The 23729-nt window shown below is 55.3% G+C and carries 26 protein-coding genes; 12 read left to right on the top strand and 14 right to left on the bottom strand.

What is annotated here, in order from left to right:
• Positions 1–598: 598 nt before the first annotated feature.
• The 6 genes from WMO26_RS02410 to WMO26_RS02385 all read left to right on the top strand — a co-directional run bounded on the left by WMO26_RS02410 (position 599) and on the right by WMO26_RS02385 (position 5138).
• Positions 599–1042: a SpoVA/SpoVAEb family sporulation membrane protein gene (locus WMO26_RS02410; RefSeq protein WP_349217939.1), complete on the top strand. Its 444-nt coding sequence runs from the start codon at positions 599–601 to the stop codon at positions 1040–1042.
• Positions 1043–1054: 12 nt separating this feature from the next.
• Positions 1055–2071 carry a stage V sporulation protein AD gene (gene spoVAD, locus WMO26_RS02405; protein ID WP_349217938.1) on the top strand — a complete coding sequence of 339 codons (1017 nt, stop codon included), beginning with the start codon at positions 1055–1057 and terminating at the stop codon, positions 2069–2071.
• 24 nt (positions 2072–2095) lie between these two features.
• Positions 2096–2464, top strand: coding sequence for a SpoVA/SpoVAEb family sporulation membrane protein (locus WMO26_RS02400; protein WP_349217937.1), 369 nt, complete (start codon positions 2096–2098; stop codon positions 2462–2464).
• Between the two features lie 273 nt (positions 2465–2737).
• Positions 2738–2926, top strand: coding sequence for a hypothetical protein (locus WMO26_RS02395; protein WP_349217936.1), 189 nt, complete (start codon positions 2738–2740; stop codon positions 2924–2926).
• A gap of 101 nt (positions 2927–3027) precedes the next feature.
• Positions 3028–4344: a putative DNA modification/repair radical SAM protein gene (locus tag WMO26_RS02390; RefSeq protein WP_349217935.1), complete on the top strand. Its 1317-nt coding sequence runs from the start codon at positions 3028–3030 to the stop codon at positions 4342–4344.
• A complete protein-coding gene (locus WMO26_RS02385; protein WP_349217934.1) occupies positions 4323–5138 on the top strand; it encodes a TIGR03915 family putative DNA repair protein in 816 nt (271 codons plus the stop codon). Before WMO26_RS02390 ends, WMO26_RS02385 begins: the two co-directional genes overlap by 22 nt.
• A gap of 41 nt (positions 5139–5179) precedes the next feature.
• Here the strand turns inward: WMO26_RS02385 and WMO26_RS02380 are convergent, their stop codons facing one another.
• On the bottom strand, positions 5180–5605 hold the full coding sequence (locus WMO26_RS02380) for a ribosomal maturation YjgA family protein (RefSeq protein ID WP_349217933.1): 426 nt from the start codon (positions 5603–5605) through the stop codon (positions 5180–5182).
• 214 nt (positions 5606–5819) lie between these two features.
• On the opposite strand from WMO26_RS02380, the gene htpG reads away from it, so the two are divergent.
• A complete protein-coding gene (gene htpG / locus WMO26_RS02375; protein ID WP_349217932.1) occupies positions 5820–7709 on the top strand; it encodes a molecular chaperone HtpG in 1890 nt (629 codons plus the stop codon).
• Positions 7710–8033: 324 nt separating this feature from the next.
• Entirely contained in the window at positions 8034–9209 is a 1176-nt protein-coding gene (locus tag WMO26_RS02370) for a phosphoribosylaminoimidazolecarboxamide formyltransferase (RefSeq protein WP_349217931.1), read from the top strand.
• Between the two features lie 298 nt (positions 9210–9507).
• Here WMO26_RS02370 and mltG read toward each other — a convergent pair whose 3' ends face one another.
• From mltG to WMO26_RS02355, 3 genes are all read right to left on the bottom strand, one after another.
• A complete protein-coding gene (gene mltG / locus WMO26_RS02365; protein WP_349217930.1) occupies positions 9508–10455 on the bottom strand; it encodes an endolytic transglycosylase MltG in 948 nt (315 codons plus the stop codon).
• A gap of 293 nt (positions 10456–10748) precedes the next feature.
• The gene (locus tag WMO26_RS02360; RefSeq protein WP_349218040.1) at positions 10749–12188 is read right to left on the bottom strand and encodes a 4Fe-4S dicluster domain-containing protein; all 1440 of its coding nucleotides are present in this window, start codon (positions 12186–12188) and stop codon (positions 10749–10751) included.
• A 251-nt stretch (positions 12189–12439) separates the two neighbouring features.
• Entirely contained in the window at positions 12440–12832 is a 393-nt protein-coding gene (locus tag WMO26_RS02355) for a putative ABC transporter permease (protein ID WP_349217929.1), read from the bottom strand.
• Positions 12833–13025: 193 nt separating this feature from the next.
• Here WMO26_RS02355 and vanR point away from each other — a divergent pair, with 193 nt between their 5' ends.
• From vanR to WMO26_RS02335, 4 genes are all read left to right on the top strand, one after another.
• A complete protein-coding gene (gene vanR, locus WMO26_RS02350; protein WP_349217928.1) occupies positions 13026–13724 on the top strand; it encodes a VanR-ABDEGLN family response regulator transcription factor in 699 nt (232 codons plus the stop codon).
• Positions 13714–14862, top strand: a complete 1149-nt coding sequence (locus tag WMO26_RS02345; protein ID WP_349217927.1) for a sensor histidine kinase — start codon at positions 13714–13716, stop codon at positions 14860–14862. The genes vanR and WMO26_RS02345 overlap by 11 nt, the downstream gene beginning before the upstream one ends.
• 235 nt (positions 14863–15097) lie before the next feature.
• Positions 15098–16417, top strand: a complete 1320-nt coding sequence (locus tag WMO26_RS02340) for a polysaccharide deacetylase family protein (protein ID WP_349217926.1) — start codon at positions 15098–15100, stop codon at positions 16415–16417.
• A gap of 70 nt (positions 16418–16487) precedes the next feature.
• Complete coding sequence (locus WMO26_RS02335; protein ID WP_349217925.1) at positions 16488–18098, top strand: peptide ABC transporter substrate-binding protein; 1611 nt, start codon at positions 16488–16490, stop codon at positions 18096–18098.
• A gap of 423 nt (positions 18099–18521) precedes the next feature.
• On the opposite strand, the gene rplQ is transcribed toward WMO26_RS02335, so the two are convergent.
• From rplQ to WMO26_RS02285, 10 genes are all read right to left on the bottom strand, one after another.
• The gene (gene rplQ / locus WMO26_RS02330) at positions 18522–18863 is read right to left on the bottom strand and encodes a 50S ribosomal protein L17 (RefSeq protein WP_349217924.1); all 342 of its coding nucleotides are present in this window, start codon (positions 18861–18863) and stop codon (positions 18522–18524) included.
• Between the two features lie 50 nt (positions 18864–18913).
• Positions 18914–19864, bottom strand: a complete 951-nt coding sequence (locus WMO26_RS02325) for a DNA-directed RNA polymerase subunit alpha (protein ID WP_349217923.1) — start codon at positions 19862–19864, stop codon at positions 18914–18916.
• A 170-nt stretch (positions 19865–20034) separates the two neighbouring features.
• On the bottom strand, positions 20035–20661 hold the full coding sequence (rpsD, locus tag WMO26_RS02320; RefSeq protein ID WP_349217922.1) for a 30S ribosomal protein S4: 627 nt from the start codon (positions 20659–20661) through the stop codon (positions 20035–20037).
• 26 nt (positions 20662–20687) lie between these two features.
• A complete protein-coding gene (gene rpsK, locus WMO26_RS02315; protein ID WP_349217921.1) occupies positions 20688–21095 on the bottom strand; it encodes a 30S ribosomal protein S11 in 408 nt (135 codons plus the stop codon).
• A gap of 16 nt (positions 21096–21111) precedes the next feature.
• Entirely contained in the window at positions 21112–21480 is a 369-nt protein-coding gene (gene rpsM / locus WMO26_RS02310; protein ID WP_349217920.1) for a 30S ribosomal protein S13, read from the bottom strand.
• Between the two features lie 32 nt (positions 21481–21512).
• A complete protein-coding gene (gene rpmJ / locus WMO26_RS02305) occupies positions 21513–21626 on the bottom strand; it encodes a 50S ribosomal protein L36 (protein WP_349217919.1) in 114 nt (37 codons plus the stop codon).
• A gap of 75 nt (positions 21627–21701) precedes the next feature.
• The gene (gene infA, locus WMO26_RS02300) at positions 21702–21920 is read right to left on the bottom strand and encodes a translation initiation factor IF-1 (protein WP_349217918.1); all 219 of its coding nucleotides are present in this window, start codon (positions 21918–21920) and stop codon (positions 21702–21704) included.
• A gap of 2 nt (positions 21921–21922) precedes the next feature.
• The gene (locus WMO26_RS02295) at positions 21923–22198 is read right to left on the bottom strand and encodes a KOW domain-containing RNA-binding protein (RefSeq protein ID WP_349217917.1); all 276 of its coding nucleotides are present in this window, start codon (positions 22196–22198) and stop codon (positions 21923–21925) included.
• 18 nt (positions 22199–22216) lie between these two features.
• Positions 22217–22969: a type I methionyl aminopeptidase gene (gene map / locus WMO26_RS02290; RefSeq protein ID WP_349217916.1), complete on the bottom strand. Its 753-nt coding sequence runs from the start codon at positions 22967–22969 to the stop codon at positions 22217–22219.
• Positions 22966–23604 (bottom strand): adenylate kinase, encoded by a 639-nt coding sequence (locus WMO26_RS02285; protein WP_349217915.1) that lies wholly within the window; start codon positions 23602–23604, stop codon positions 22966–22968. The genes map and WMO26_RS02285 overlap by 4 nt, the downstream gene beginning before the upstream one ends.
• Positions 23605–23729 lie beyond the last annotated feature (125 nt).

The raw sequence follows: 23729 nt of genomic DNA, 5'->3' as shown, positions 1-23729 counted from the left end.
AAGTCCAGCGGCGGCAGAGGCACACCCGGACCGGCGCCGTCACGGGTACGCCCGGAAAAAGCCGCCGGGTACCGGGCGCTTCGCTGCAAAATGAAATTATATTGACGGCAATTTCGCATAAACTTAGAAAAACCGGCATCCCAGTGGGCCGGCGGACTTTGGGGATTTCATCCCTGAAAAAAGAAAGCGGGACGAAGTTTCTGGAATAGCTCCCGCCGTTCTCGGTGCAAATAAGGCTAAAAAATCGAATAAATTAACCAATTAATGTAAGATATATTAATTTTATAAGACTCCTATCTCTGATTCAATTGACAAAATAATCAAATTTCACTTTTGATTTTTAGCATAAATGTCTGAGCAAAAAATAAAAATATCTTTTTGTCCACCGCTAAAAAGGACGGATTTTCGGTTTCGCCCGGTACGGCTATAAGGCGGGATGCCCAGTCAAAAGCAGCTGGCCAGCTTTCCTGTCCATCCTTCCGCCGGACGCGCTCCGGCCGGGCCGTTCCTAGTAGGTCCACGTATTTTACGACGCATTCCGGTAACACTATTTTCCGCAACGGCATTAACTTTACTCCAAAAGGGATGTGACTGAATCTTGAATCTGACGCAAAATGAATATTCGAACATGACGGACAAGGCTTCGCCTCCGTCTAAATTTCTTCGCAATTCGATTTTAGCCTTTGTGGTGGGCGGCGCGATCTGCGTGATCGGCCAGGCGCTCATTAACCTGTGGTCCATGGTACTGCCCCTGGACGACGCGAAAATCGCCGCCTCCTGCTCCCTGATCTTCTTATCCGCGCTGTTTACGGCACTGGGCCTCTACTGCAAGCTGGCAACCTACGCGGGCGCGGGTACGCTGGTGCCTATCACCGGGTTTGCCAACTCCATTGCGGCGGCGGCCATCGAGTTCAAAAGCGAGGGGCTCATTCTGGGTACGGGCGTGAAAATGTTCATCATCGCGGGACCGGTGCTGGTATACGGCCCGGTGGCGGCGGTGCTTTACGGCATCCTCGCGTGGCTGCTGCGGCTGTTTGTATAGGAGGGGCGACACATGGCTTCAAGAGCGGGCAAACACACACTTATGATGCAGAATAAGCCCTGCATCTCCGGCTTTGCGGCGGTGGCGGGCAAAAAGGAAGGGGAAGGCCCCTTGGCCCGGCGGTTCGACAAGCTCTATGAGGACACCCACCTGGGCCAGACCACCTGGGAAAAGGCGGAGAGCACCATGCAGGGCGAGGTGGTAAACCTGGCCTTGGGCAAGGCGAACCTGACCGCGGGCGATTTGCAGCTGATTCTGGCGGGCGATCTTCTCAACCAGTGCATCAGCTCCACCTACGGGTTAAGGGAACTTAATGTGCCGATGCTGGGGCTGTTCGGCGCGTGCTCGACCATGGCCCTGTCCTTGGGGACGGGGGCGGTTCTGGTGGAGAGCGGCGCGGTGCAAAACTGCGCGGCGGTCACCTCCTCGCACTTTTGCACGGCGGAGCGGCAGTTCCGCTATCCGCTGGACTACGGCGGGCAGCGGGCCCCCACCTCCCAGTGGACGGCCACGGCGGCGGGCAGCACGGTGCTGACCCCCGGCGGGAACACAGGCGTTCCCAGTGTGCAGGCGGTGACCTTCGGCAAGATTGTGGACATGGGCATCACCGACATGAACAACATGGGCAGCGCCATGGCCGGCGCGGCGGCGGACACGATCACCACGTTCTTTACCGATACCGGCTTAACGCCGGGCAACTTCGACATGGTGCTCACCGGCGATTTGAGCCAGGTGGGAAGCGATCTGATGAACCAGATCCTGGTTCGAAACCAAATCGAGCTCAAGGAGAGACACGCCGACTGCGGCCTGCTCATTTACGACCGGGAAACCCAGGACGTGGCGGCGGGCGGCTCGGGCTGCGGCTGCTCGGCGGCGGTGCTGTGTTCGTATGTGCTACAGGAAATGCAGGCGGGGAATTTGAAGAACGTGCTGTTCGTGGGCACGGGGGCGCTCATGTCCCCCACCAGCGTGCAGCAGGGGGAAAGCATCCCCGGCATCGCGCACGCGGTGTGGATCACCGGCTGCTAGCCGCTTTCGGGAGGTGAAAGGATTATGGATATGTTTTTGGAATATTTGAAAGCCTTTCTGGTGGGCGGCGCTTTGTGCCTCATCGGGCAGCAGCTCATCGACCGCACGAAGCTGACCCCGGCGCGGATTCTGGTGGGCTACGTGGTGGCCGGCGTCATCCTGACCGCAGTGGGCCTGTACGGGCCGCTGGTGGAATGGGCGGGCGCGGGCGCGACGGTGCCCTTAAGCGGCTTCGGGTACCTGCTGGCGACGGGCGTGGAGGAAGGCATCCGGGAGCACGGGCTTCTGGGCGCGCTGACCGGCCCCTTTACGGCGGCGGCCGGTGGCGTTATGGCGGCGATTTTGTTCGGCCTGCTGGCGGGGCTTGTGGGAAAATCCCACGACAAGTCCTAACGAAAACGGAAAAAGGGCGGGGATTCCCGCCCTTTTCTTATGGGTCTGCCAGGTTTCGGATAGAGACATATTGTCTGCGGCTTTGCCAGCAAAGTAAAAAGGTTATCTCAATTGAGGTAACCTTTTTTTCAATGAAATCGGTTAAACTTACCTTGTTAAAGAATTTGGATGGTACTATTTTTCATACCACAAAATGATTACAATTTTGCACATTACCTTTTTCGAACATGCTCACTATAATAAAGAAAATCATTAAGAAAGGATGCAATGGCGATGGACGGCTTTCGAATTGAGGCAACCAAAGAGCGGATCGCATCCACCATCCGGTTCAGACAGGATTATTACGACCGGCTGATGCAACTGAGCTATCAATACAACGTTTCCTTCAACCAGCTGGTAAACCAATGCGTCGCCTTTGCACTCGAGCATCTGGAAGAAGCGAAGGGATTCCCCCATGGGTAAGCGGCGGCGTATTTTCACCCGCTAATTCCGAATATTTGTTCGAATTTCCTTGACTAGAACATATGTTTTATCGTATACTATCCTCATAAGGAGGGATCGTCTTGGATCTGTTCGACAAGCTCAAAATCCTCACCGACGGCGCCAAATACGACGTGGCCTGCACTTCCAGCGGCGTGGACCGGGAAAACGGGTCCCACGGTATGGGCAGCGCCGTGAGCTGCGGCATCTGCCACACCTTCTCGGCGGACGGGCGGTGCGTTTCCCTTCTGAAGGTGCTCATGACCAACTGCTGCATATTCGACTGCGCCTACTGTGTCAACCGGCGCAGCAACCCGGTTCCACGGGCAGCCTTCACGCCCCGGGAGCTTGCGGATTTGACCATGCAGTTCTACCGGCGAAACTACATTGAGGGGCTGTTTTTGAGCTCCGGCATCCGCAAAAGCCCGGACGATACGGTGGAGCAGTTTATCAAAACCGTTCAGATCCTGCGAAATGAATACCATTTTTACGGCTACATCCACGCGAAGGCCATCCCGGGCGCGGATCACGCGCTGCTTACGAGGCTCGGGCTGCTGGTGGACCGGATGAGCGTGAACATTGAGCTGCCCAGCGAAAAGAGCCTGTCCCTTCTGGCGCCGGACAAGTCGAAAACCTCCATCCTAAAGCCCATGGGGTTCATCACCGGCAAGCTTCAGGAAAACCGGCGGGATTTGGTGCAGTACCGGCACGCGCCGAAGTTCGCCCCTGCCGGGCAGAGTACGCAGATGATTGTGGGGGCCAGCGGGGAAACCGATTACCAGATTCTCTCTCTGAGCAGCGCTCTATATAAGAAGTATAAGCTCAAGCGGGTGTTTTTTTCGGCGTACATGCCGGTGTCCTCCAACCCCTTGCTGCCGGCGGCGGACACGCCCCCGCCTCTTTTGCGGGAGCACCGGCTTTACCAAGCCGACTGGCTCCTTCGTTTCTACGGCTTCGAGGCCCACGAACTGCTCGACGAGGCAAACCCCAGCTTTAACCCGCTTATCGACCCCAAGTGCAACTGGGCGCTGTCCCACATGGACCGGTTTCCGGTGGAGGTGGGGAAAGCAGACTACGAGGAGCTTTTGCGGGTGCCGGGCATTGGGGTCAACAGCGCGAAGCGGATTCTGGCGGCCCGGCGGGTAGGGCCTTTAAGCTACGAGGGGCTTAAGAAGATCGGGGTGGTGCTCAAGCGGGCGCAGTATTTCATCACGGTAAACGGCAAGCTCAACGACGGGCTTCGCATCACCCAAGACGGCATTCTGCGCAGCCTCATCTCCCAGCAGGGGGTGGAATACCTGCGGGGGCAGTCGGCCGAGCAGTACGAGCAGCTGAGCCTCTTTTCCCAGGGGCGTATCGGAGGAAGGGAGGCGGTGACATGTTTGCGGGCGGGGATGTAGTGTACGAGTACGACGGGACGCTGGACGGCTTTTTCTGCTGCGTGTTCGAAAGCTTTCGGCGCAAGGAGACGCCCGCTGATGTGCGGCCCTTTTGTTCGCCCCAGATGACCCTTTCCCCGGTGCGCTCCATTGAGACCGACTCTAAGAAGGCCGAACGGGTGCGGCGGGCCATCCCCAAGAAGCTGTCCTGGGAGGGGATGACCCTATTGGAGCACGCGTTTTTGACCTTTCTGGAGCAAAAGGAGCTTTTTATGCTCCGGTTTGTGCAGCTGGGGTTTGACATGGGCCCGAACGTGATGCGCCATTTGACGCACGACACGGTGGCGGCTCTTTTGAAGGCCCAGCGGCATCTTTACAACGAAAGCCACCGGTACAAGCAGTTTGTCCGCTTCTCGGTGTCCGGCAAGGTGCTCACCAGCGTCATCAAACCTTTAAACCAGGTGCTGCCTTTGATTGCCCCTCATTTTATCGACCGGTATCCGGAGGAGGCGTTCCTCATTTACGACGAGACCCACGGCATGGCCCTCGTCTACCGGCCGGGCCAGTGGGCCATTGTGCCGGTGGATTCCTTCGAGCGAAACGACCCGGACGAGGAAGAGCAAAAATACCGGGACCTGTGGTGCGAATACTATGACGCCATCGCCATTGAGGGGCGGTATAACCCCAAATGCCGTGTAAACCACATGCCGAAGCGGTACTGGGAGGAGATGACCGAGTTCTGCCGGGAGCGAAAGCCGGGGCTTCGGCGAAACGACGCGCCTTTGGCGGGGCGGCGGGCGCTGAATGGAGAATAACGCACAAAAATGCCTCCTTGCAGCTGCAAGAAGGCATTTTTTCATTTGATATAGCGGTTTTGCCGTTTGGGCGGGGTATTGCGCCGGCGGATGCCTTCGATGAGTGTGTCGATCAGCAAAGCGATAAGGATGCCCGCCGCGTAACAAATCAGGTCGCTGACTAAGAAGCCCTGGCCCAGCACCAGCCCTCCCAGGGTAGTGGCGCGCACAGAGTCAATCCAAGGCGCGTGATATATCTGGGAAAACTCAATCCCATAGGAAAAGACCAGAGCGCACAGGGATACGAGCCACACGGGTTTTCGCGCCAATAAGACGGCAAAAAGGAAGTAGACCATCATGGCCCAGATGGTGTCTCCCCCGTACTCGCCCAAAAACGCGGGCAGGTCTGCCCGGAAGGCCCGGGAAGCAAGCCCCAGCCCGATGCAGGCCGCCGCCAGGACGGCATATAGAATACGATTTCGTTTCATCGAAGAGTCCCCTTTCGTTTGCAGGGAGTATCATACCACGAAACCGCAGGTTTGGGAAGCGGGTGGTCACAAAACGTTCACAGAAAAAAGCTTGCAATTTCATGAATTTGGTATTATCATAGATTAGCACTCTATGATAATGAGTGCTAATTTTAAAATCAAAATGGCATTATTCGCCGGATAAAAAGAACCCATCGAAAGGAAGGACGTTTTCATGGAAGTCAAACAGTTTCAGGCGGAATCCAAGCGGCTCTTGGACCTGATGATTCACTCCATCTACACCCACAAGGAGATTTTCCTGCGCGAGCTCATTTCCAACGCCAGCGACGCCATTGATAAGCTCCATTACCGCTCTCTCACCGAGGAGAACGTAAAGGTGGACAGTGCTGCCTTTGAAATCCGCATTGACCTGGACAAGGAAGCCCGCACGCTGACCATTTCCGACAACGGCTGCGGCATGACCAAGGAAGAGCTGGAAAGCAACCTGGGCGTTATCGCCAAAAGCGGGTCCCTGGCCTTCAAGCAGGAAAACGAGGCCAAGGAGGACATTGACATCATCGGCCAGTTTGGCGTAGGCTTTTATTCGGCCTTCATGGTCAGCGACAAGGTGACGGTAATCAGCCGACCCTACGGGTCGGACACGGCTTATAAGTGGGAGTCCGAGGGGGCCGACGGGTATACCATCGAGGAATGCCAAAAAGATTCCTACGGCACGACGATTATCCTGCACATCCTGGAAAATCGGGAGGAGGAAGACTACGACGAGTATCTGGATTCCTACCGCATTCAGGGGATCGTCAAGAAGTATTCCGACTACATCCGCTACCCCATCAAAATGATGGTGGAGAAGAGCAGGCCCAAGGAGGGCAGCGAGGGCGAATACGAAACGTACACGGAAGAGGTAACGGTCAACAGCATGGTACCCATCTGGAGAAAAACCAAGGCAGAGGTCACCGAGGACGACTACAACCAGTTCTATAAGGAGAAGTTCTTCGACTTTACCGATCCCGCCCGGGTCATCCGTTCAAGCACCGAGGGTACGGCGACCTATACGGCCCTTCTTTTCATCCCGGCTCGCACGCCTTTCGACTATTATACCAAGGAATACGAAAAGGGGTTGCAGCTTTACGCAAACGGCGTGCTGATCATGGAAAAGTGCGCGGACCTTCTGCCTGATTATTTCAGCTTCGTCAAGGGCCTAGTGGATTCCCAGGACCTTTCTCTGAATATTTCCCGGGAGATGCTCCAGCATGACCGGCAGCTGAAAATCATCGCCTCCCGCTTGGAAAAGAAGATCAAGAGCGAGCTTCTTTCCATGCAGCAAAACGACCGGGAGAAATACGACGCGTTTTTCAAGAACTTTGGCTTGCAGCTGAAATTCGGCGTTTATAACGACTATGGCACCCATAAGGAGCTGCTTAAGGACCTGCTGGAATTCTACTCTTCTGCGGAGAAAAAGCTCGTTACGCTCAAGGAATATGTCGAGCGGATGAAGGAGGACCAGAAGTTCATCTACTACGCCTGCGGCGACACGGTGGAAAAAATCGACCGGCTGCCCCAGACGGAGCTGGTCAAAGACAAGGGGTACGAAATCTTGTACCTGACGGAAAATGTGGATGAGTTTGCACTCAAGGTGCTTCATGAGTTCGACGGGAAGGAATTCAAGTCGGTGTCCGCCGGGGACCTTGGGTTTGAGGAAACCGAGGAAGAAAAGAAGGAGGACGAGGCCCAGGAGAAGGAAAGCCGGGAGCTTTTCACCTTTATGGGCGAAGCGCTGGCCGGCAAGGTGAAGGCGGTACGGGCATCCAAGCGGCTGAAGTCCCACCCGGTGTGCCTTTCCAGCGACGGGGAGCTTTCTTTGGAGATGGAGAAGGTGCTGAATGCCATGCCCACTGACGAGAAGGTGAAGGCGGAACGGGTGCTGGAAATCAACGAAGGCCATCCCATCTTCGCTACCCTGACCCGCCTGTACGAGACGGACAAGGAGAAGCTCAAGGATTACGCCGCCCTGCTTTACGACCAGGCTTTGCTCATCGAAGGGTTCCCCATCGAGGATCCGGTAGCATATTCGAACCTGGTTTGTTCGCTGATGGCGGATCAATAATCAAAAGCCCGGCCCACGGCGTTCGCCGCGGGCCTTTTTGTATGCGTTGCTTTCCTTTCGGCAGTAAGGAAGCCGAAATCGAAAAAAGGTAATGCCCCGCTTCCACAGCTGGGCACACAACCGCCTCCTGTGTTCCCTGCGGCAGGAGATCCGGCACATGGTCCAGAGTCTTGTCTGCTTAGTGCGAATGTCCTGCCGGGCAGCCGCCTAGATTCTTTGTTTAGATTGCCCAACCGGTTTGGGGCGCTTTCGCATTGTATCAGGGAAAAACCGTGCTATAATAAAAACAATGGAATTTGTCGAATCAGAAAGGATGGATTGCCTATGGCGACGCAGTTGGAACTCAAGTACGGCTGCAATCCCAATCAGAAGCCCGCACGGATTTTCGTCAAGCACGGGGAGCTGCCGGTGACGGTGTTAAACGGCCGGCCCGGTTACATCAACTTTCTCGACGCGCTCAACTCCTGGCAGCTGGTGCACGAGCTAAAGGAGGCCACCGGTATCGCGGCCGCCGCGTCCTTTAAGCATGTCAGCCCTGCCGGCGCGGCGCTGGCTCTGCCCCTAAGCGACACGCTCAAGAAGATTTACTTTGTGGACGATCTTCCCCTTTCCCCGCTTGCCTGCGCCTACGCGAGAGCCAGAGGGGCCGACCGGATGTCCTCTTACGGGGACTTTATCGCCCTCTCCGACCCCTGTGACAAAGAGACGGCGGCCCTGATTGCCCGGGAAGTATCCGACGGGATCATCGCGCCCGGCTATTCCGACGAAGCGCTTGCCATTCTCAAAGGAAAGCGCAAGGGGAATTATACCATTCTGCAGATGGACGAAAACTATCGGCCCGATCCCATCGAACACAAGGACGTATACGGCATCACCTTCGAGCAGGGGCGCAACGAGCTGCGTATAGAGGAAAGCGTGCTTACAAACATCGTGACCGGCAGCAAGGAGCTGCCCGCCGAGGCGAAGCGGGACCTGATCGTGGCTCTGATCGCTTTGAAATACACCCAGTCCAACTCCGTCTGCTACGCCAAGGACGGGCAGGCCATCGGCATCGGCGCGGGGCAGCAGTCGCGCATCCACTGCACCCGCCTGGCGGGCAACAAGGCGGACATCTGGTATCTGCGGCAGCATCCCAAGGTGCTGGCCCTTCCCTTCAAGGCGGACATTCGCCGTCCCGACCGGGACAACACCATTGACGTTTACCTGTCCGACGACTCTATGGACGTGTTGGCGGACGGAAAATGGGAGGAATTCTTCACCGAGAAGCCCGTGCCCTTTTCCCAGGAGGAAAAGAAAGCTTGGCTTGAGACCCTGTCGGGCGTTTCGCTGGGCTCGGACGCGTTCTTCCCCTTCGGCGACAACATTGAGCGGGCAAAGCGCTCGGGCGTACGGTACATCGCCCAGCCGGGCGGTTCCATCCGGGACGACCATGTGATCGACACCTGCAACCGCTACGGCATGACCATGGCCTTTACCGGCGTGCGGCTGTTCCATCACTAAGGGAGAAAGCCGGTACACAAATGGTACTCGCGTGACTGATAAGAGAAAGAGGCCCCGGGCGATTTGCCCGGGGCCTTTTTGCTTTTTACATGAAAAATCCTTGGGGAAATGTCTCCGGCACGGCAAAAACCCGGGAAATTCCAGGTATTTGCCGCAAGAACGAACACCGGTTTCCGCTGCCGGGTAAGCGTTTTTCCGTCCAACGCGGGCCAAACGACGCCTTTTATCTGGGTGCCGGGGCAGCGGCTGTTCAGGGCCAGCGCCTTTCCCGCACCAACAAACGCAGCCGGGCCAAACGCTACAGAAGGCCCAGGTCTCTGAGATTCTGCTGGTGCTCCTCAAAGGTGGTCGCGTACACATACCGGGGCGGCGAATCGCTGCTGGTGGCAAAGTAGAGATACCCGGTGTCCGCCGGGTAAAGAGCGGCGTTAATCGCCCGGCGGCCGGGATTACAGATAGGGCCGGCGGGCAGAGCGGCACACTTATAGGTATTGTAGGCTTCCGCATAGTCCGGCGTCAAATACCGGTTGACGTATTCCCGGGTAGCGTCCGCCTGCAAGGGCATGCCGATAGCTAGCCGGTTATGAAAAACCGAGGAGACATTGGCCACCTCATTGGGATTGCCCGCTTCCTTCTCGATGACGGACGCCAGGGTAATCAGCTCATCCACGGTCATGCCAAGCTGGACGGCCCGGGCCCGGTCGGCGGCCGTGATGTTGGCCTCGGCGGCGCGCAAAAACTTGCCCACCACGTCCTGAGGCTTCATGTTTACATAGAAGGTATAGGTGCTCGGATAAAGGTATCCCTCCAGCAGATAGCATCGGTTGGGACTGTTCCCGATCCCCGCAACCAAGGGGTAATAGCTGAAATCATAGGTGTTGACGATGTCCAAAAGCGCCTGCTTGGTGCACACGCCGTTGGCCTCCAGCCGTTCCCCAATCTGCGCAAGGGTAAACCCCTCGGGAATGGTCACATCCACCGTCTGGCGGCCCTGGGGTTCTTCGCTGGAAGAGGGGGTCTGGGGCGTGGTTGACGGCGTCTCAGGCGCAGTGGAGGAATCCGTGTTCGATTCCGGCTCCTGCGATGAAGGCAAGTCACTCTGTTCCGGCAGCGACTGGGGGGCACTTGCCAGCTCGGACTGCAGCGGCAGCGAAGACGACGGACCGCTCACCACTCCGCCATCGGTACAGGCGGAAAGAGACAATCCCAGTAAAACCGCCAATATGGTTATTCCGATTCGTTTCATATAGGCTCCTTCCTTTTTGTTTGCCCGCGGTACGCGTTTGGCTGACGGCTGGCGCGCGGGTGGTTTCTGCCCGTTCTTTTCTTTCCTATAATACTCTGATTATAATCTTTTCTCGATTTTTGTCAAATTCGGAAAATGAGGCCGGTTTCTTGCCGCCTAAAAAAGGGGTTGACCTAGTTCCTTCTCTCGGAAAAGTCAGTGGGCTTTTATCCCGCTCTGCTTTATCGGGATAAAAATTTCCCCTTGCGGCGAAGCACGCCGCAAGGGGAAAACGTTCACAAAGCATCCTATCTCTATTTATCCGACAGCTGCAGCACGCCGATGGCGTCTTTAATGGTCTTTTCCATGGCCTCCCGGCTGTACTTATCCACCTCGGATTTATCCTTTGGCCCGTGGGTCAGGCAGGCGGCGCCACCGATGCAGCCGGACTCGCATGCCATTCCTTCGATGAAGTTGCCGCCCAGCACGTTCTTGGAGGCCTTGAGCAGGGCCATACGGCATTCGTCGATGCCCGAGCAGGTCACCGGCTTATAATCGAAATCCTCCTCGGTAATGCCGTTCTCTTTCAGGCCCTGCCGCACCGCTTCGGTCAAGCCCCCGCTGCGGGCAAAGATGCGGCCGTAATAGGAGGCGTTGTCCAGCACGTCGTTGGGCAGATCCTGAATTTCGATGTTGCGCGAGTCAAAGAGGGCCAGAAGCTCCTCAAAGGTGATGACCACGTCGATGATGTCTTTGACCCGGTCAAGCTTGCGCTCCGCCTTTTTGGCGATGCACGGACCGATGAAGATGATCTTGGCACTGGGATCCATCTTCTTGAGGTATTCGGCAATGGTGGCCATGGGCGAAAGGTTGTGGGAAATGTGCTCCACCATGCTGGGGAAATTGATCTTGATGTAGCTGACGAAGGCGGGGCAGCAGGAACTGGTCAGAAAACCCTTTTCGTAAAGCTCCTGGGCCTCCTTATTGGCCACCATGTCCGCGCCCAGGGCCGCTTCGACCACGTTATAGAATCCCAGTGCTTTGAGGCCGGAAACCACCTGGCCGATCTTGGCGTTGCCGAACTGGCCGGAAATGGAGGGGGCCACGATGGCGTATACCTTGTAATTCTTATTGTTGGCGGAATTCTTTAAAATAGAGATGGCGTCGAGTATGTAGGATTTGTCCATCAAAGCGCCAAAGGGACACTGATAGACGCAGGCACCGCAGGCGACGCACTTGTCGTTGTCGATACGGGCCTTCTTATCCTCGTCCATGGCGATGGCGTTCGCCTTGCACGCTTTTTCACAGGGACGCAAATTTTTCGAAATGGCGTTATAGGGACAAACGTTCAAACACTTGCCGCAGGAAACGCATTTTTTGGGATCAATGTGCGCCTTGTGGTCAATGAGAGAAATCGCGCCCCTGGGACAGACGTTCATGCACCGGTGGGCGATGCAGCCGCGGCAGGCCTCCCCAACGCTCATCTGGGTAACCGGACACTCGTCGCAGGCAATGTCCAGCACCTCCACTACGTTGTCGTTCTCCTTATTGCCGCCCATGGCAAGCTTCACACGCTCCGTGATAATGGCCCGCTCCTTATAAATGCAGCAGCGCAGGGTGGCCTGAGGGCCGGGCATGATCTTCTCGGGGATTTTAATAAGGTCGGTTTCCAGCTTCTCCTCGAAGGCCAGCCTCGCCACCTCGCGCAGCACTTTATATTTCAGCTCCTGCACATTTGTGTCAAACATGCTCATTCTCATGCTATCGATCTCCCGTTCGCAAAATTCGAAACGCAACCGCGTTGCTTCCTTTGACGGAAGCTTCCTGCGTTCTCTTTCGGATGCAGGATTTCCGCCACTCTTACTACTACAGAATTCTACACTAAAACGGGAAAAATCACAATAGCAATTATTGTTTTCACAGACGTGCGGTTTTGTGAAACTTTCACAGAGAACGGGGGATCGGGCCGCTTGCATGCGGCTTCTCCTGCAAAAGTGCCTCCTTCTTACCGCAGCGCCCGGACATTTTTCTGTAAAAAGGTACTCAGATGCATCACCGGGATGCAGAGGAAAAACCACAGGATGCTAAAAAAGGGACAAATCTGGCCTTTTACATTAAACGGCAGGTCCGAATAGTCCCAAACGTCCCATTTAAGCTTGCGGTTGACGATGCAGCCGACGAACAGCTCCATTCCGGTGATGACCGCTGAACCTAAGACACATTTTTGGGGCAGGCTGGCCTTTTTGCATTTTTGGTTGATCGAATTCAGTAAGCACATGCACACCCCGCCGGTGACGCCCATGGTCCAGTGGGTAAATCCCCGCCAGAGCACCTCGATGAGACTGTAGCCGCCGCAGCCGATGGAAAAAAGCAGGGCGGTTTTTTTTAATTTTTTCAATGTCATCCCTCCCACATTATGGTTTGCACCGTTTGAAGAAAGGATGCATGGAAGCTTCTTACATGCAGAAAATAAAAGAAAGGCGGCAAACCGCTTCCTTTATGGGAATCTTAAGATTTTCTTAACCGTTTGCTTTTGCAGGCGCCTTCTCCTATAATGAATTTGCAGCAACCGAATGAGGAGATGTGGGAAAATGGAAACGTCGATTGTGGTCGTAGACGACGAAAAGGAAATCGCCGATTTGATCGAGGTCTATCTGAAAAACGAGAACTATGAGGTGCACACCTTTTATGAGCCGCTTAAGGCCCTGTCCTTCATCAAGAGCGGCCAAGCGGTGGATCTGGCGATCCTGGACGTGATGATGCCGCAGTTGAGCGGCTTCGATCTGTGCCGCAAAATCCGGGAGACCTATACCTTCCCGGTCATCATGCTCACCGCCAAGGTGGAAGACATGGATAAAATTACCGGTCTTACCATCGGGGCGGACGACTATATCACAAAGCCGTTTAACCCGCTGGAGATGGTTGCCCGGGTGAAAGCCCAGCTGCGCCGGTATACTCGCTACAACGACGGGGGGCCCAAGCCTGGGGAAAACGTCATTGATTTCGCGGGCTTAGTCATCAACAAGGACACCCATAGCTGCACCCTCTACGACCGGGAATTGAATTTGACGCCCATTGAGTTTAGCCTCTTGTGGCTGCTTTGCGAAAACCGGGGACGGGTTCTATCGTCAGAGGAGCTGTTCGAGCGGGTGTGGGGGGAACGGTATCTCGACTCCAACAACACCATCATGGTTCACATCCGCCGGCTTCGGGAAAAAATGGGCGAGCCGCCGCGCAACCCGAAATTTATCAAAACGGTATGGGGGGTTGGATACAAAATTGAACAATAATTTTCTTCGCCGGTACCGCAGGAAACTATTCGGAAAAATCCTGCTGATCATCGGGCTGTGCCTGATTGGGCTATTGCTGTGCCTGTTTTTGGCTGATGGCATTTTCAACGACCTGCTGGCAAACCTGGTGCACCGGCTCAGCCCGGACCTTTACCGCTTTTTCGTCTCCTATAAGATGGAGCTGATATTTGTGGCCTTCGCGGGGATCACCGTCGTGGTGGTGTACTTTACCATCTCCAAGTCCACCGAATATATGGATGTGTTCGTGCAGTCTATCAACAAGGTTTTTCGCAAGGACGAAAGCCTGGTGGTGCTGCCCCGAGATTTCAAGGAGATAGAGAACACGCTCAATTCCATCAAGTTCGACGCCTTAAAGAACGAGCAGCTTGCCAAGGAGGCCGAACAGCGCAAAAATGACCTGGTGGTTTACCTAGCGCACGACCTGAAAACGCCGCTGACCTCGGTCATCGGGTACCTGTCCCTCCTCAACGAGGAAGTAGGGATTTCCCCGCAGCTGCAAAAGCGGTATTTGTCCATTGCGCTGGAAAAGTCGGAACGGTTGGAGGATCTGATCAACGAGTTTTTTGAAATCACCCGGTTTAACCTGCAGAACATCACGCTGCAGGTCACCCGCTTCAATCTTTCCATGCTGCTCGAGCAGCTGGCGGACGAGTTCTATCCGCTGCTTTCTCAAAAAAAGCTCACCTGCCGGATACATGTGCCCGCCGACCTGATGGTCTACGGGGACTCGGACAAGCTCGCCCGGGTATTTGACAATGTACTGCGAAACGCCATCAATTACAGCTACGAAAATACCCCCATCGACATCGAGGCTGCTGTCAGCGGCCAGGGAGTACGCATCGTGTTTCGCAACCATGGCCCCCAGATTCCGGAGCATAAGCTGGGGAGTATTTTCGAGAAATTCTACCGGCTGGATTCCGCCCGTTCCACCAAAACCGGCGGAGCCGGGCTGGGACTTGCCATCGCCAAGGAAATCGTCGAGCTGCACAGAGGCACCATCGCCGCTAAAAGCAGCACCCAGGCTACGGAATTCTATCTTTATCTCCCCTTCGGCGGTCCATCTGTTCCTGCGTCTCAAAACGGTCCATCCCTTTCGCTCCCGCCTAAAACCGTATAATCGTTAGCATATTATACAATTCGTTTTTATTCGGCTTCTTGTCTTCCGCCTTGGTTTCCACAACTGTATCCGCGTTGTAACAAATGGTTACAACGGGCAAGCTTCCCTTGCATTTTGTACAAAAATGTATGATAATAAAAGATAAGAATACACAAGGGATTCTTTTGTATAAAAATAGGGATTCCGGAAGCTTCCCGAAAAACAAAAAGGAACCAATGCAAAAGGGGTAGTGGATATGAACCGAAGGACTAGCCGGGGCGGCAACCGGCGCAGAAATCCAATTAAGAATATTATGCCAATTGTGATTATCGCGCTGGTGGTGCTGTCCGGTGCGGTGGTCTGTGTGGCGATTGCCAATGGGGTCAGCGTCCCCACGGGGGGAACGGTGGACAGCGCTGTTTTGTCCCAAAGCCCCAGCGAGCTGCCAAGTGAACTGCCGGCGTCTTCTTCCGAGCCGGAGCCTTCCTCTACAGCGCCGGTTTCCTCCGAGCCGGTGTACGACCGGAGCAATTATGTGACATATAAGGGTGCGATTGAGCATATTTTTGTACATCCGCTGGTGGTATACCCGGAGCTGGCATTTGACGGAGATGCCTCCGCCAAGGGGATGGACGATTACATGACCACCGTCACCGAGTTCAAACGGATGCTGGAAGAACTTTATAAGAACAATTATATTCTTGTCAACATCGACCAGATGTACGGCGAAATCCAGAATGACGATGGAACCACCTCCTACGGCCGTCTTCCCTTTAAGCTGCCCAAGGGCAAAAAGCCGCTGATTATTTCCACCGACGATATGAACTATTACCAGTACATGCGGGATAACGGCTGTAACTGGAAGATGGTAGTCGGAGACGACGGGCACATCGCGGAGATGAGCGTGGATCCGAAGACGGGAAAAGAGGTCATCACCCAAGGCAACGAAGTCTTCTCCATCCTCAATCAGTTTGTCGAAGAGCACCCGGATTTCTCCTTTGAGGGCGCCAAGGCCATTGTAGGCCTGACCGGGTATAACGGTATCCTCGGTTACCACACCCAGGCGGATTCCCCAGATGACCGGCAAAAGGAAATCGAAGCGGTCAAGCCGGTTATCGAGTGCCTGAAAAAGGACGGCTTCCAGTTCGCTTCTCACAGCTATGGGCATCATCATATGTCCAAAATGAGCGCCGAGTCCATCCGGGAGGACTGCCAGGCCTGGAAGGACGAGGTGGAGTCCCTGATTGGAGAGACCAGCGTTTACCTGTTCCCCTACGGCGAATATCCCGACCATGGCACGCCACAATACAATGTGCTGGTGGAATACGGCTTCAACTATTTCTCCGGCGTCGGCATCAACACCTATCAGAAGGTGTACGATGCTGGCTACGTATTTGACGACCGCAAAAACATCGACGGCTTGACCCTGCGCACTTGCCTGGAGGAAGGCCCGGACGCGGTCAAGGCCAACGGCCAGCCCACCGCCCGCACTCAGGTGTGGAAGATGATGGACGTCAATTATGTCTTTGACAAGGCCCGCGGCGACGAGCCGGGTAAAGGTGTGGGCGTACAGTAAAAACGACGCATTTCCTGCAAACCGTCCAATATTCGGTATAATATCTATTGTTTTTTACTAGGAGTAATTGATGAGAACGTTTCTCAGCCTTTTGCTTGCACTGCTTCTTGCATGTTCGCTTGTCGGATGCTCGGAAGACTCCACTTCCGGCAAGCTGCTCAACTATCCGCTGGAGGCGGATCCAACCCAGTTGGACCCACAGCTAGCGGATTCCTACGAATCGAAAATCCTGCTGCAAAACTGCATGGAGGGTTTGACCCGCATCGCCTCGGATGGCTCGGTCATTCCAGGCGTGGCTGCCCGATGGGACATTTCCGAGGACAAACTGACCTGGACCTTCTACCTGCGCCGGGACACCTACTGGTCTACCTACAATGGAGAGCGGGTTGCACCGGTGACGGCGGACGACTTTGTATTTGCCCTGCGGCGGCTGGTGGATCCCGGCACCCATTCGACACTGGTTCACGAGGCCCAGGTAATCAAAAATGCTTCTGCTATCGCGTCAGGCACGCTGGCACCGGATCAGCTGGGGGCGGAAAAGGTAGACGACTATACGCTGGTGCTACATCTGGCGTATCCGTCGGAGGACCTGCACCGGCAGGCGGCTTCCACCGCTTGGCTCCCCTGCTATCAGCCTGCCTTTGAAGAATCTTCGGGACGGTACGGCCGGGATAAGGATACCCTGGTCTATAACGGTCCCTTCCGGATGATGCTGTGGGAGCACGGCAAAACGCTGCGCCTGAAGCAAAACCTCAATTATAAGGGGCATCTGGCCCCTACTCCTTCGGGAGTTCTCTTTACCATTGGTGTAAAGCCGGAAGAAATGCCCACCGCCCTGTTAAACGGCGAGGTGGACGCAGCGACGGTGCCGGGGAATCTGATCCGGAAATTCAAGGATACCGACTATCATGTGACTGAGTTTCAGGATACGGTTTGGTCCCTCTGCTTCAATGAGAAGGACGAAATTTTCCGCTCGAAAAATATGCGTCTAGCCATTGCAAGCGTGATGGACCGGGCATCCATGTATTCTTCCCTGCCTTCCTATTTGCAGGCGTCCTTCAGCCTGGTGCCGCCGGAAGCCGTTGTGGGCGATCAGCCGTACCGGGAGAATGCATTGTCCTCTTTCCCTATTGCAGAGAATCCGCAGGCGGCGCAGGATTACTTTGCCGCTGGATCGGCGGAGCTTGGGCTTACCGAGTCCCCGCAAGTTGATCTGCTCTGTCCGGACCAGGCGGACATTAAGCTGTCTTTGGGTTTTCTTCTCCAGTCTTTGCAAAAGCATTTAGGACTTTATGTGAATCTGGTTCCATTGCCTGTGACGGACTTAAACGCCCGGGTGGAACGGGGCGATTATCAGATGGCACTTTACTCCATTCAAGGGGGAAACGACTGGGCTTCTTCCCTGCTGGCCACTTTCCAGACTGACGTACCCGCAAATGTGACCGGGTTCTCCTCTTCCATTTACAATGACCAGCTCTCACAGGTACTCTCCGGTGCCATTGTGGACGACAAGGCCGTGGAGACGCTCTATGAATGTGAAGCCCTTGTTTACAGCGACGTGGCGGCAATTCCCCTTTACCTGGAAAGCCGGTATTTTGTGCTGGCGCCCAACGTCAGCGGTATCGTGGCTCGCTCCTTCTATAACGGCGTGAGCTTTATCGAAGGTGGGAAAAGCGATTAAGTAAGTAACCAAAAGGGCCCCATGCAGGCAGTGTAAAAACCTGCCTGCATGGGGTTTTCTCAATGTTGGGATTGAAGATCAAACGCTTTTACCTATTAAAAGTTTTGGGGAATAGGGCGATTGTGTTTCCAGAACAGGCAAGTCTGCTTGTTCTTAGGGGACTGCTTTTTCTAGGCCCACGCTTTCATCTTTCTTAGACGGTTCCTACACCCTGCCGCAGAGAGACGATTTTATTGCGTCTAGTCGAGTGAGTGTTGGCTCCCTTTAGGCAGACAAGCATGATTTCTCAAATGAACGCGTACGGATTACGTTACGTTAAATCATTCGAATGCTGCTGTCCATCACCGGTTAAATTTTGGCAAATCAACGCAAAAAAGACCGCTTTCGTTTTGAAAGCGGTCTTTTTTATCGTCCTGTTTGCTCTTAGAGCAGCTCGATGATGCACATCTCCGCCGCGTCACCGCGACGGGGACCCGTCTTAGTAATGCGGGTGTAGCCGCCGTTACGGTCGGCGTACTTCGGGGCGATCTCATCGAACAGCTTCTTGACGACGGTTTCCTTCGTGATGAAGCCGAGGGCAAGACGCCGATTATGAAGATTGTTTTCCTTCGCAATGGTGATGAACTTTTCGGTCAGCGCGCGGACCTCTTTGGCGCGGGTGACGGTGGTCTCGATCTTCCCCTTTTCCAGCAGGAAGGTCACCATCGCCCGAAGCATCGCCATGCGGTTGGAGGTGGCTCTGCCGAGCTTTCTGGTACCTGGCATTCGAATCACTCCTTTACGGAAGTTGTTGGTGTATAAACGCGGGACGGCTGTTATTCGTCGTCCGACTGGAGAGAGAAGCCAAGGGCGTTGAGCTTGCCGATGACCTCTTCGAGAGACTTACGACCCAGGTTGCGCACCTTCATCATATCGTCCTCGGTTTTATTAATCAAATCCTCAACCGTGTTGATGCCAGCGCGTTTGAGACAGTTGAAGGAACGTACGGACAGATCCAGTTCTTCAATGGTCATTTCCAGAACCTTTTCCTTGCCCTTTTCGTCCTTCTCCACCATGATCTCGGTTGAGTAGGTTTCATCCGACAGGTCCACAAACAGGTTGAGATGCTCGGTGAGCACCTTGGCCGCCAGGGAAACCGCTTCCTTTGCGGAAATGGTACCGTTTGTCCAAACTTCTAAGGTAAGCTTGTCGTAATCGGTAATCTGGCCGACACGGGTGTTCTCAACCGTGTAATTGACCTTCAGGCACGGCGTAAAGATCGAGTCCACAGGGATCACGCCGATCTCTGCCGCCATGGTCTGCTTGTTGCGCTCCGCGGGAACGTATCCGCGGCCTTTGGTGAGGGTGATCTCCATATAAAGCTTTCCGTCGGCGCCCACCGTGGCGATATGCAGGTCGGGATTGAGAATCTCCACCTCGGAATCGCACTTGATGGAACCGGCCGTCACGTCGGTCTCCCCGTCCGCTTCGATATAGACGATCTTCGGACCCTCTCCGTGGATACGGGCGGTCAGGCCCTTGATGTTGAGGATGATCTCGGTGACATCCTCTTTCACACCGGGAATGGTGGAAAACTCGTGCAGCACACCGTCGATTTTCACACTGTTGACCGCGACGCCCGGAAGGGAGGACAGCAGAACTCTGCGCAGGCTGTTGCCCAGCGTAGTGCCGTATCCGCGCTCGAGAGGTTCCACCACGAATTTACCGTAGGAACCGTCCGGCGCCAATTCGACCGTTTCAATTCTGGGCTTTTCTATCTCTATCATAAAACCCTCCTTAGCAGGTTGAACCTGCACACATGCAGGACTTGTTTTTTGCCGAACCAAAAGCCGACACCGGCAAACAGCCGATGCGCGCGGGCGGCGGCAAATGCCCGCGCCTGCCATGTGTGCAGATAATGTGTCTATCCGCTAACGCCTTTGTCAAAAGGATGGCATTACTTGGAGTAAAGCTCGACGATGAGGGTCTCTTCGACATCAAGATCAATGTCCTCACGGTTCGGCAGCGACAGGACCGTCGCCTTGAAGTTCGCGCGATCCACTTCCAGCCACTTGGGGGCCGGACGGGAGCCGTTGGCCTCCATGATCATTTTAAACTTATCGCTGTTGCGGCTTTTGTCATAAACCGCGATCACATCGCCGGGTTTTACGCGGAAGGACGGAATGTTCACCCGCTTGCCGTTCACAGTGAAGTGACGGTGGGTTACCAGCTGTCTCGCTTCGGGACGGCTGGAGGCAAAGCCCAGACGATACACGACATTGTCCAGGCGGCTTTCCAGCAGGCGGAGCAGGTTTTCACCGGTCACGCCCTGCTTGCGGTCAGCCAGTTCAAAATAATGACGGAACTGGCTTTCCAGAACGCCGTAGTAGCGCTTGGCCTGCTGCTTGGCGCGCAGCTGGATTCCATATTCGGAAGCTTTCTTGCGTCCCTGACCATGCTGGCCAGGTGCATATGCTCTGCGGACCACCGCGCACTTGTCGGTATAGCACCTCTCACCCTTCAGGAAGAGCTTCTTACCTTCGCGGCGGCAAAGTCTGCAAACAGCATCGGTATATCTTGCCATATTCTTGCACCTCCAATTATTCGGTCTTAGACGCGTCTTCTCTTAGGCGGACGGCATCCATTGTGCGGGATCGGGGTCACGTCTTTGATCAGATTGACCTCCAGGCCAGCAGCCTGCAACGCACGGATGGCGGCCTCGCGGCCGGCGCCCGGACCCTTGACGTACACTTCGACCGACTTCAGGCCATGCTCCATCGCGGCTTTCGCGGCGGTATCGGCGGCCGTCTGCGCGGCAAAGGGAGTGGACTTTCTGGAACCACGGAAGCCTAACTCGCCGGCGGACGCCCAAGAAATGGCGTTGCCCTGAACATCAGTGATGGTCACGATGGTGTTGTTAAAGGTAGACTGGATATGCGCCGCACCCTTTTCAATATTCTTGCGCTCGCGGCGGCGGCGGGTGGTTGCGCCCTTCTTGACTTGAGTTTTTCCTGCCATCTTCTGATATCCCTCCTTACTTCTTCTTGTTGGCGATGGTCTTCTTCGGGCCCTTGCGGGTACGGGCATTGGTCTTGGACCGCTGTCCGCGCACCGGGAGTCCTCTGCGGTGACGAATCCCGCGATAAGAACCGATCTCGATGAGTCTCTTAATGTCGAACGCCACATCGCGGCGGAGGTCACCCTCTACCCGCAGGTTGTGGTCGATGTATTCACGGAGCTTGGATACGTCGTCCTCGCTCAAATCACGCACGCGGGTGTCCGGATTGACGCCCGTGGCGGCAAGGATTTCATTGCTGGTTTTGCGGCCGATCCCATAGATATAGGTCAGGCCGATCTCCACCCGCTTGTCGCGGGGCAGGTCCACACCAGAAATACGCGCCATAGCATTACACCTCCATTAATTACGCCCAAGGCTTAGCCCTGACGCTGCTTATGTTTGGGGTTCTCACAGATAACCATGACTTTCCCCTTGCGTTTGATGATCTTGCATTTTTCGCAAATAGCCTTTACGGAAGGTCTGACCTTCATGGAAAACGCCTCCTTATTGTTGCGGATGCAGGCATGATTCGGACAAGCGGCGTCCTATCGTTGCGTTCAGACGCCTTATTTGGAACGCCAGGTGATCCGCCCGCGGGTCAGGTCGTACGGAGACATCTCCAGCGTCACCTTATCCCCGGGCAGAATGCGGATGAAGTTCATCCGAAGCTTTCCGGAAATATGGGCCAGGACCTGATGCTTGTTGGGCAGTTCTACCTTAAACATGGCGTTCGGAAGGGCTTCAACAACTACGCCCTCGAGTTCAATGACATCTTCTTTGGACAAGATTAATTCCCTCCAGTCCCGTTGCGAGGTCCGCCGTCTTCCTGGGAAGAGACGAAACTGCGTAGTGCCTTGCGTAACGAGCGATTGGTTCTCAGAGCGTCGTCAGGAAGGACGACGCCGGTTTTTCGGACATGCCTGACGTTTTTGCGTTTGGGACGTTCAAGCAACCGTTCCTTTCCGTCCGCGACCAGCACCGATCTTTCATCGGCCCAAAGCACGGTGAGCGCTTTGTCCTTGTCCCGGCCGGCTCGCGATATAACCACACGACCTTTGACCATGCTGACCTCCTCTTTGCATCAATCGGGCTGGGTCAGAATGACCGGACCGTCGGGGGTAATCGCGACGGAATGCTCAAAGTGGGCAGACAGGCTGCCGTCATTGGTCTTTACGGTCCAGCCGTCGGCCAGAACGTGGACCTCCTTTTTCCCGGCGTTGATCATGGGCTCAATAGCCAGGGTCATGCCGGGCAGCAGACGGACCCCTCTGCCGGGGGTGCCGTAGTTGGGAACGCTAGGGTCTTCGTGAAGACTCGCGCCTACTCCGTGGCCGACAAATTCGCGTACCACCGAGTAACCGCGCGCCTCGACATACTTTTGCACCGCACTGGAGATATCCCCCAGCCTTCCGCCGGGTACCGCCGCCTTGATGGCGCAGTACAGGCTTTCCCGGGTGGCCTCCAAAAGGGCTTCGGCCTCTTTGGAAATGGCGCCGCAGGGGAAGGTGTAGGCGTTGTCTCCGTGATAGCCGTGGATCTGCGCGCCCAGGTCAATGGACACAATATCGCCGGCTTTCAAAACACGGGTCTTCTTCGGTATGCCGTGGATGACTTCGTCGTTGACGGAAATGCATGCAGTCGCAGGGAAGCCGTTGTAATGGAGAAAGTTTGGGGTGGCCCCGCAGCTTTCGATATACTTGCGGGCGATGCGGTCGATTTCCTCGGTGGTTACACCAGGTTCGACGGCCTCGCCGGCCAGCTTCAGCGCGTTTGCCGAAATCCGGCCCGCCTCACGCATGAGCGCGAGTTCGCGGGAAGTTTTCAGTACAATCATGCCAAATCCTCAATGACCGCCAGAGTCAGGCGGCTGGTTTCCGCCACGTCCTCCTGGCCTTCTACCACAAACAGAATGTGTTTGCGCTCATAGAAGGCTTTGAGCGGCTCGGTCTGCTCGTGATACACGCGCAGGCGTTCCTCAATGGTTTGCGGACGGTCATCCTTACGCTGAATCAGGGTGCCGGAGCACTTGTCACACACCCCTTCAATCGCCGGCTTTTTATAAAGCACATGATAGGTGGCGCCACAGCTCTCGCAGACACGGCGCCCGGACAATCTCTGAACGATCGTTTCGTCCGGGACCTCAATGTCGATGACCCGGTCGATGTCGATGCCCATGCGGTCCAGGGCCTCGGCCTGAGTGATGGTTCTGGGGAAGCCGTCGAGAATAAACCCGTTTTTGCAGTCTTCCTTGGAGAGGCGGTTTTTGATGATCTCGATGACCAGTTCATCGGGAACCAATTTGCCTTCGTCCATATAGGACTTTGCTTGCTTTCCCAGCTCACAGCCGCTCTTCAGCGCTTCACGGATAATATTACCCGTAGAAATCGCAGGAATCGGATAATGCTGACAGATCACCTCTGCCTGGGTACCCTTACCGGCGCCGGGGGCGCCGAGAAGAATCAACTTCATAACAAAACGCACTCCTTGCAAGAATGCACCTTTTGTGCATTAGGTTCTAGGGGTTAGGGCCATGGTGACCGCGTCGAATCAGACTTTTCTCTGTTCTCGGCGGCACCATCGCCTTATCCAAACGA

Origin of the sequence: Solibaculum intestinale, from assembly GCF_040096205.1 — a bacterium.
GTDB lineage: Bacteria > Bacillota > Clostridia > Oscillospirales > Acutalibacteraceae > Solibaculum_A > Solibaculum_A intestinale.
This window is presented reverse-complemented; position numbering and strand designations above follow the sequence as displayed.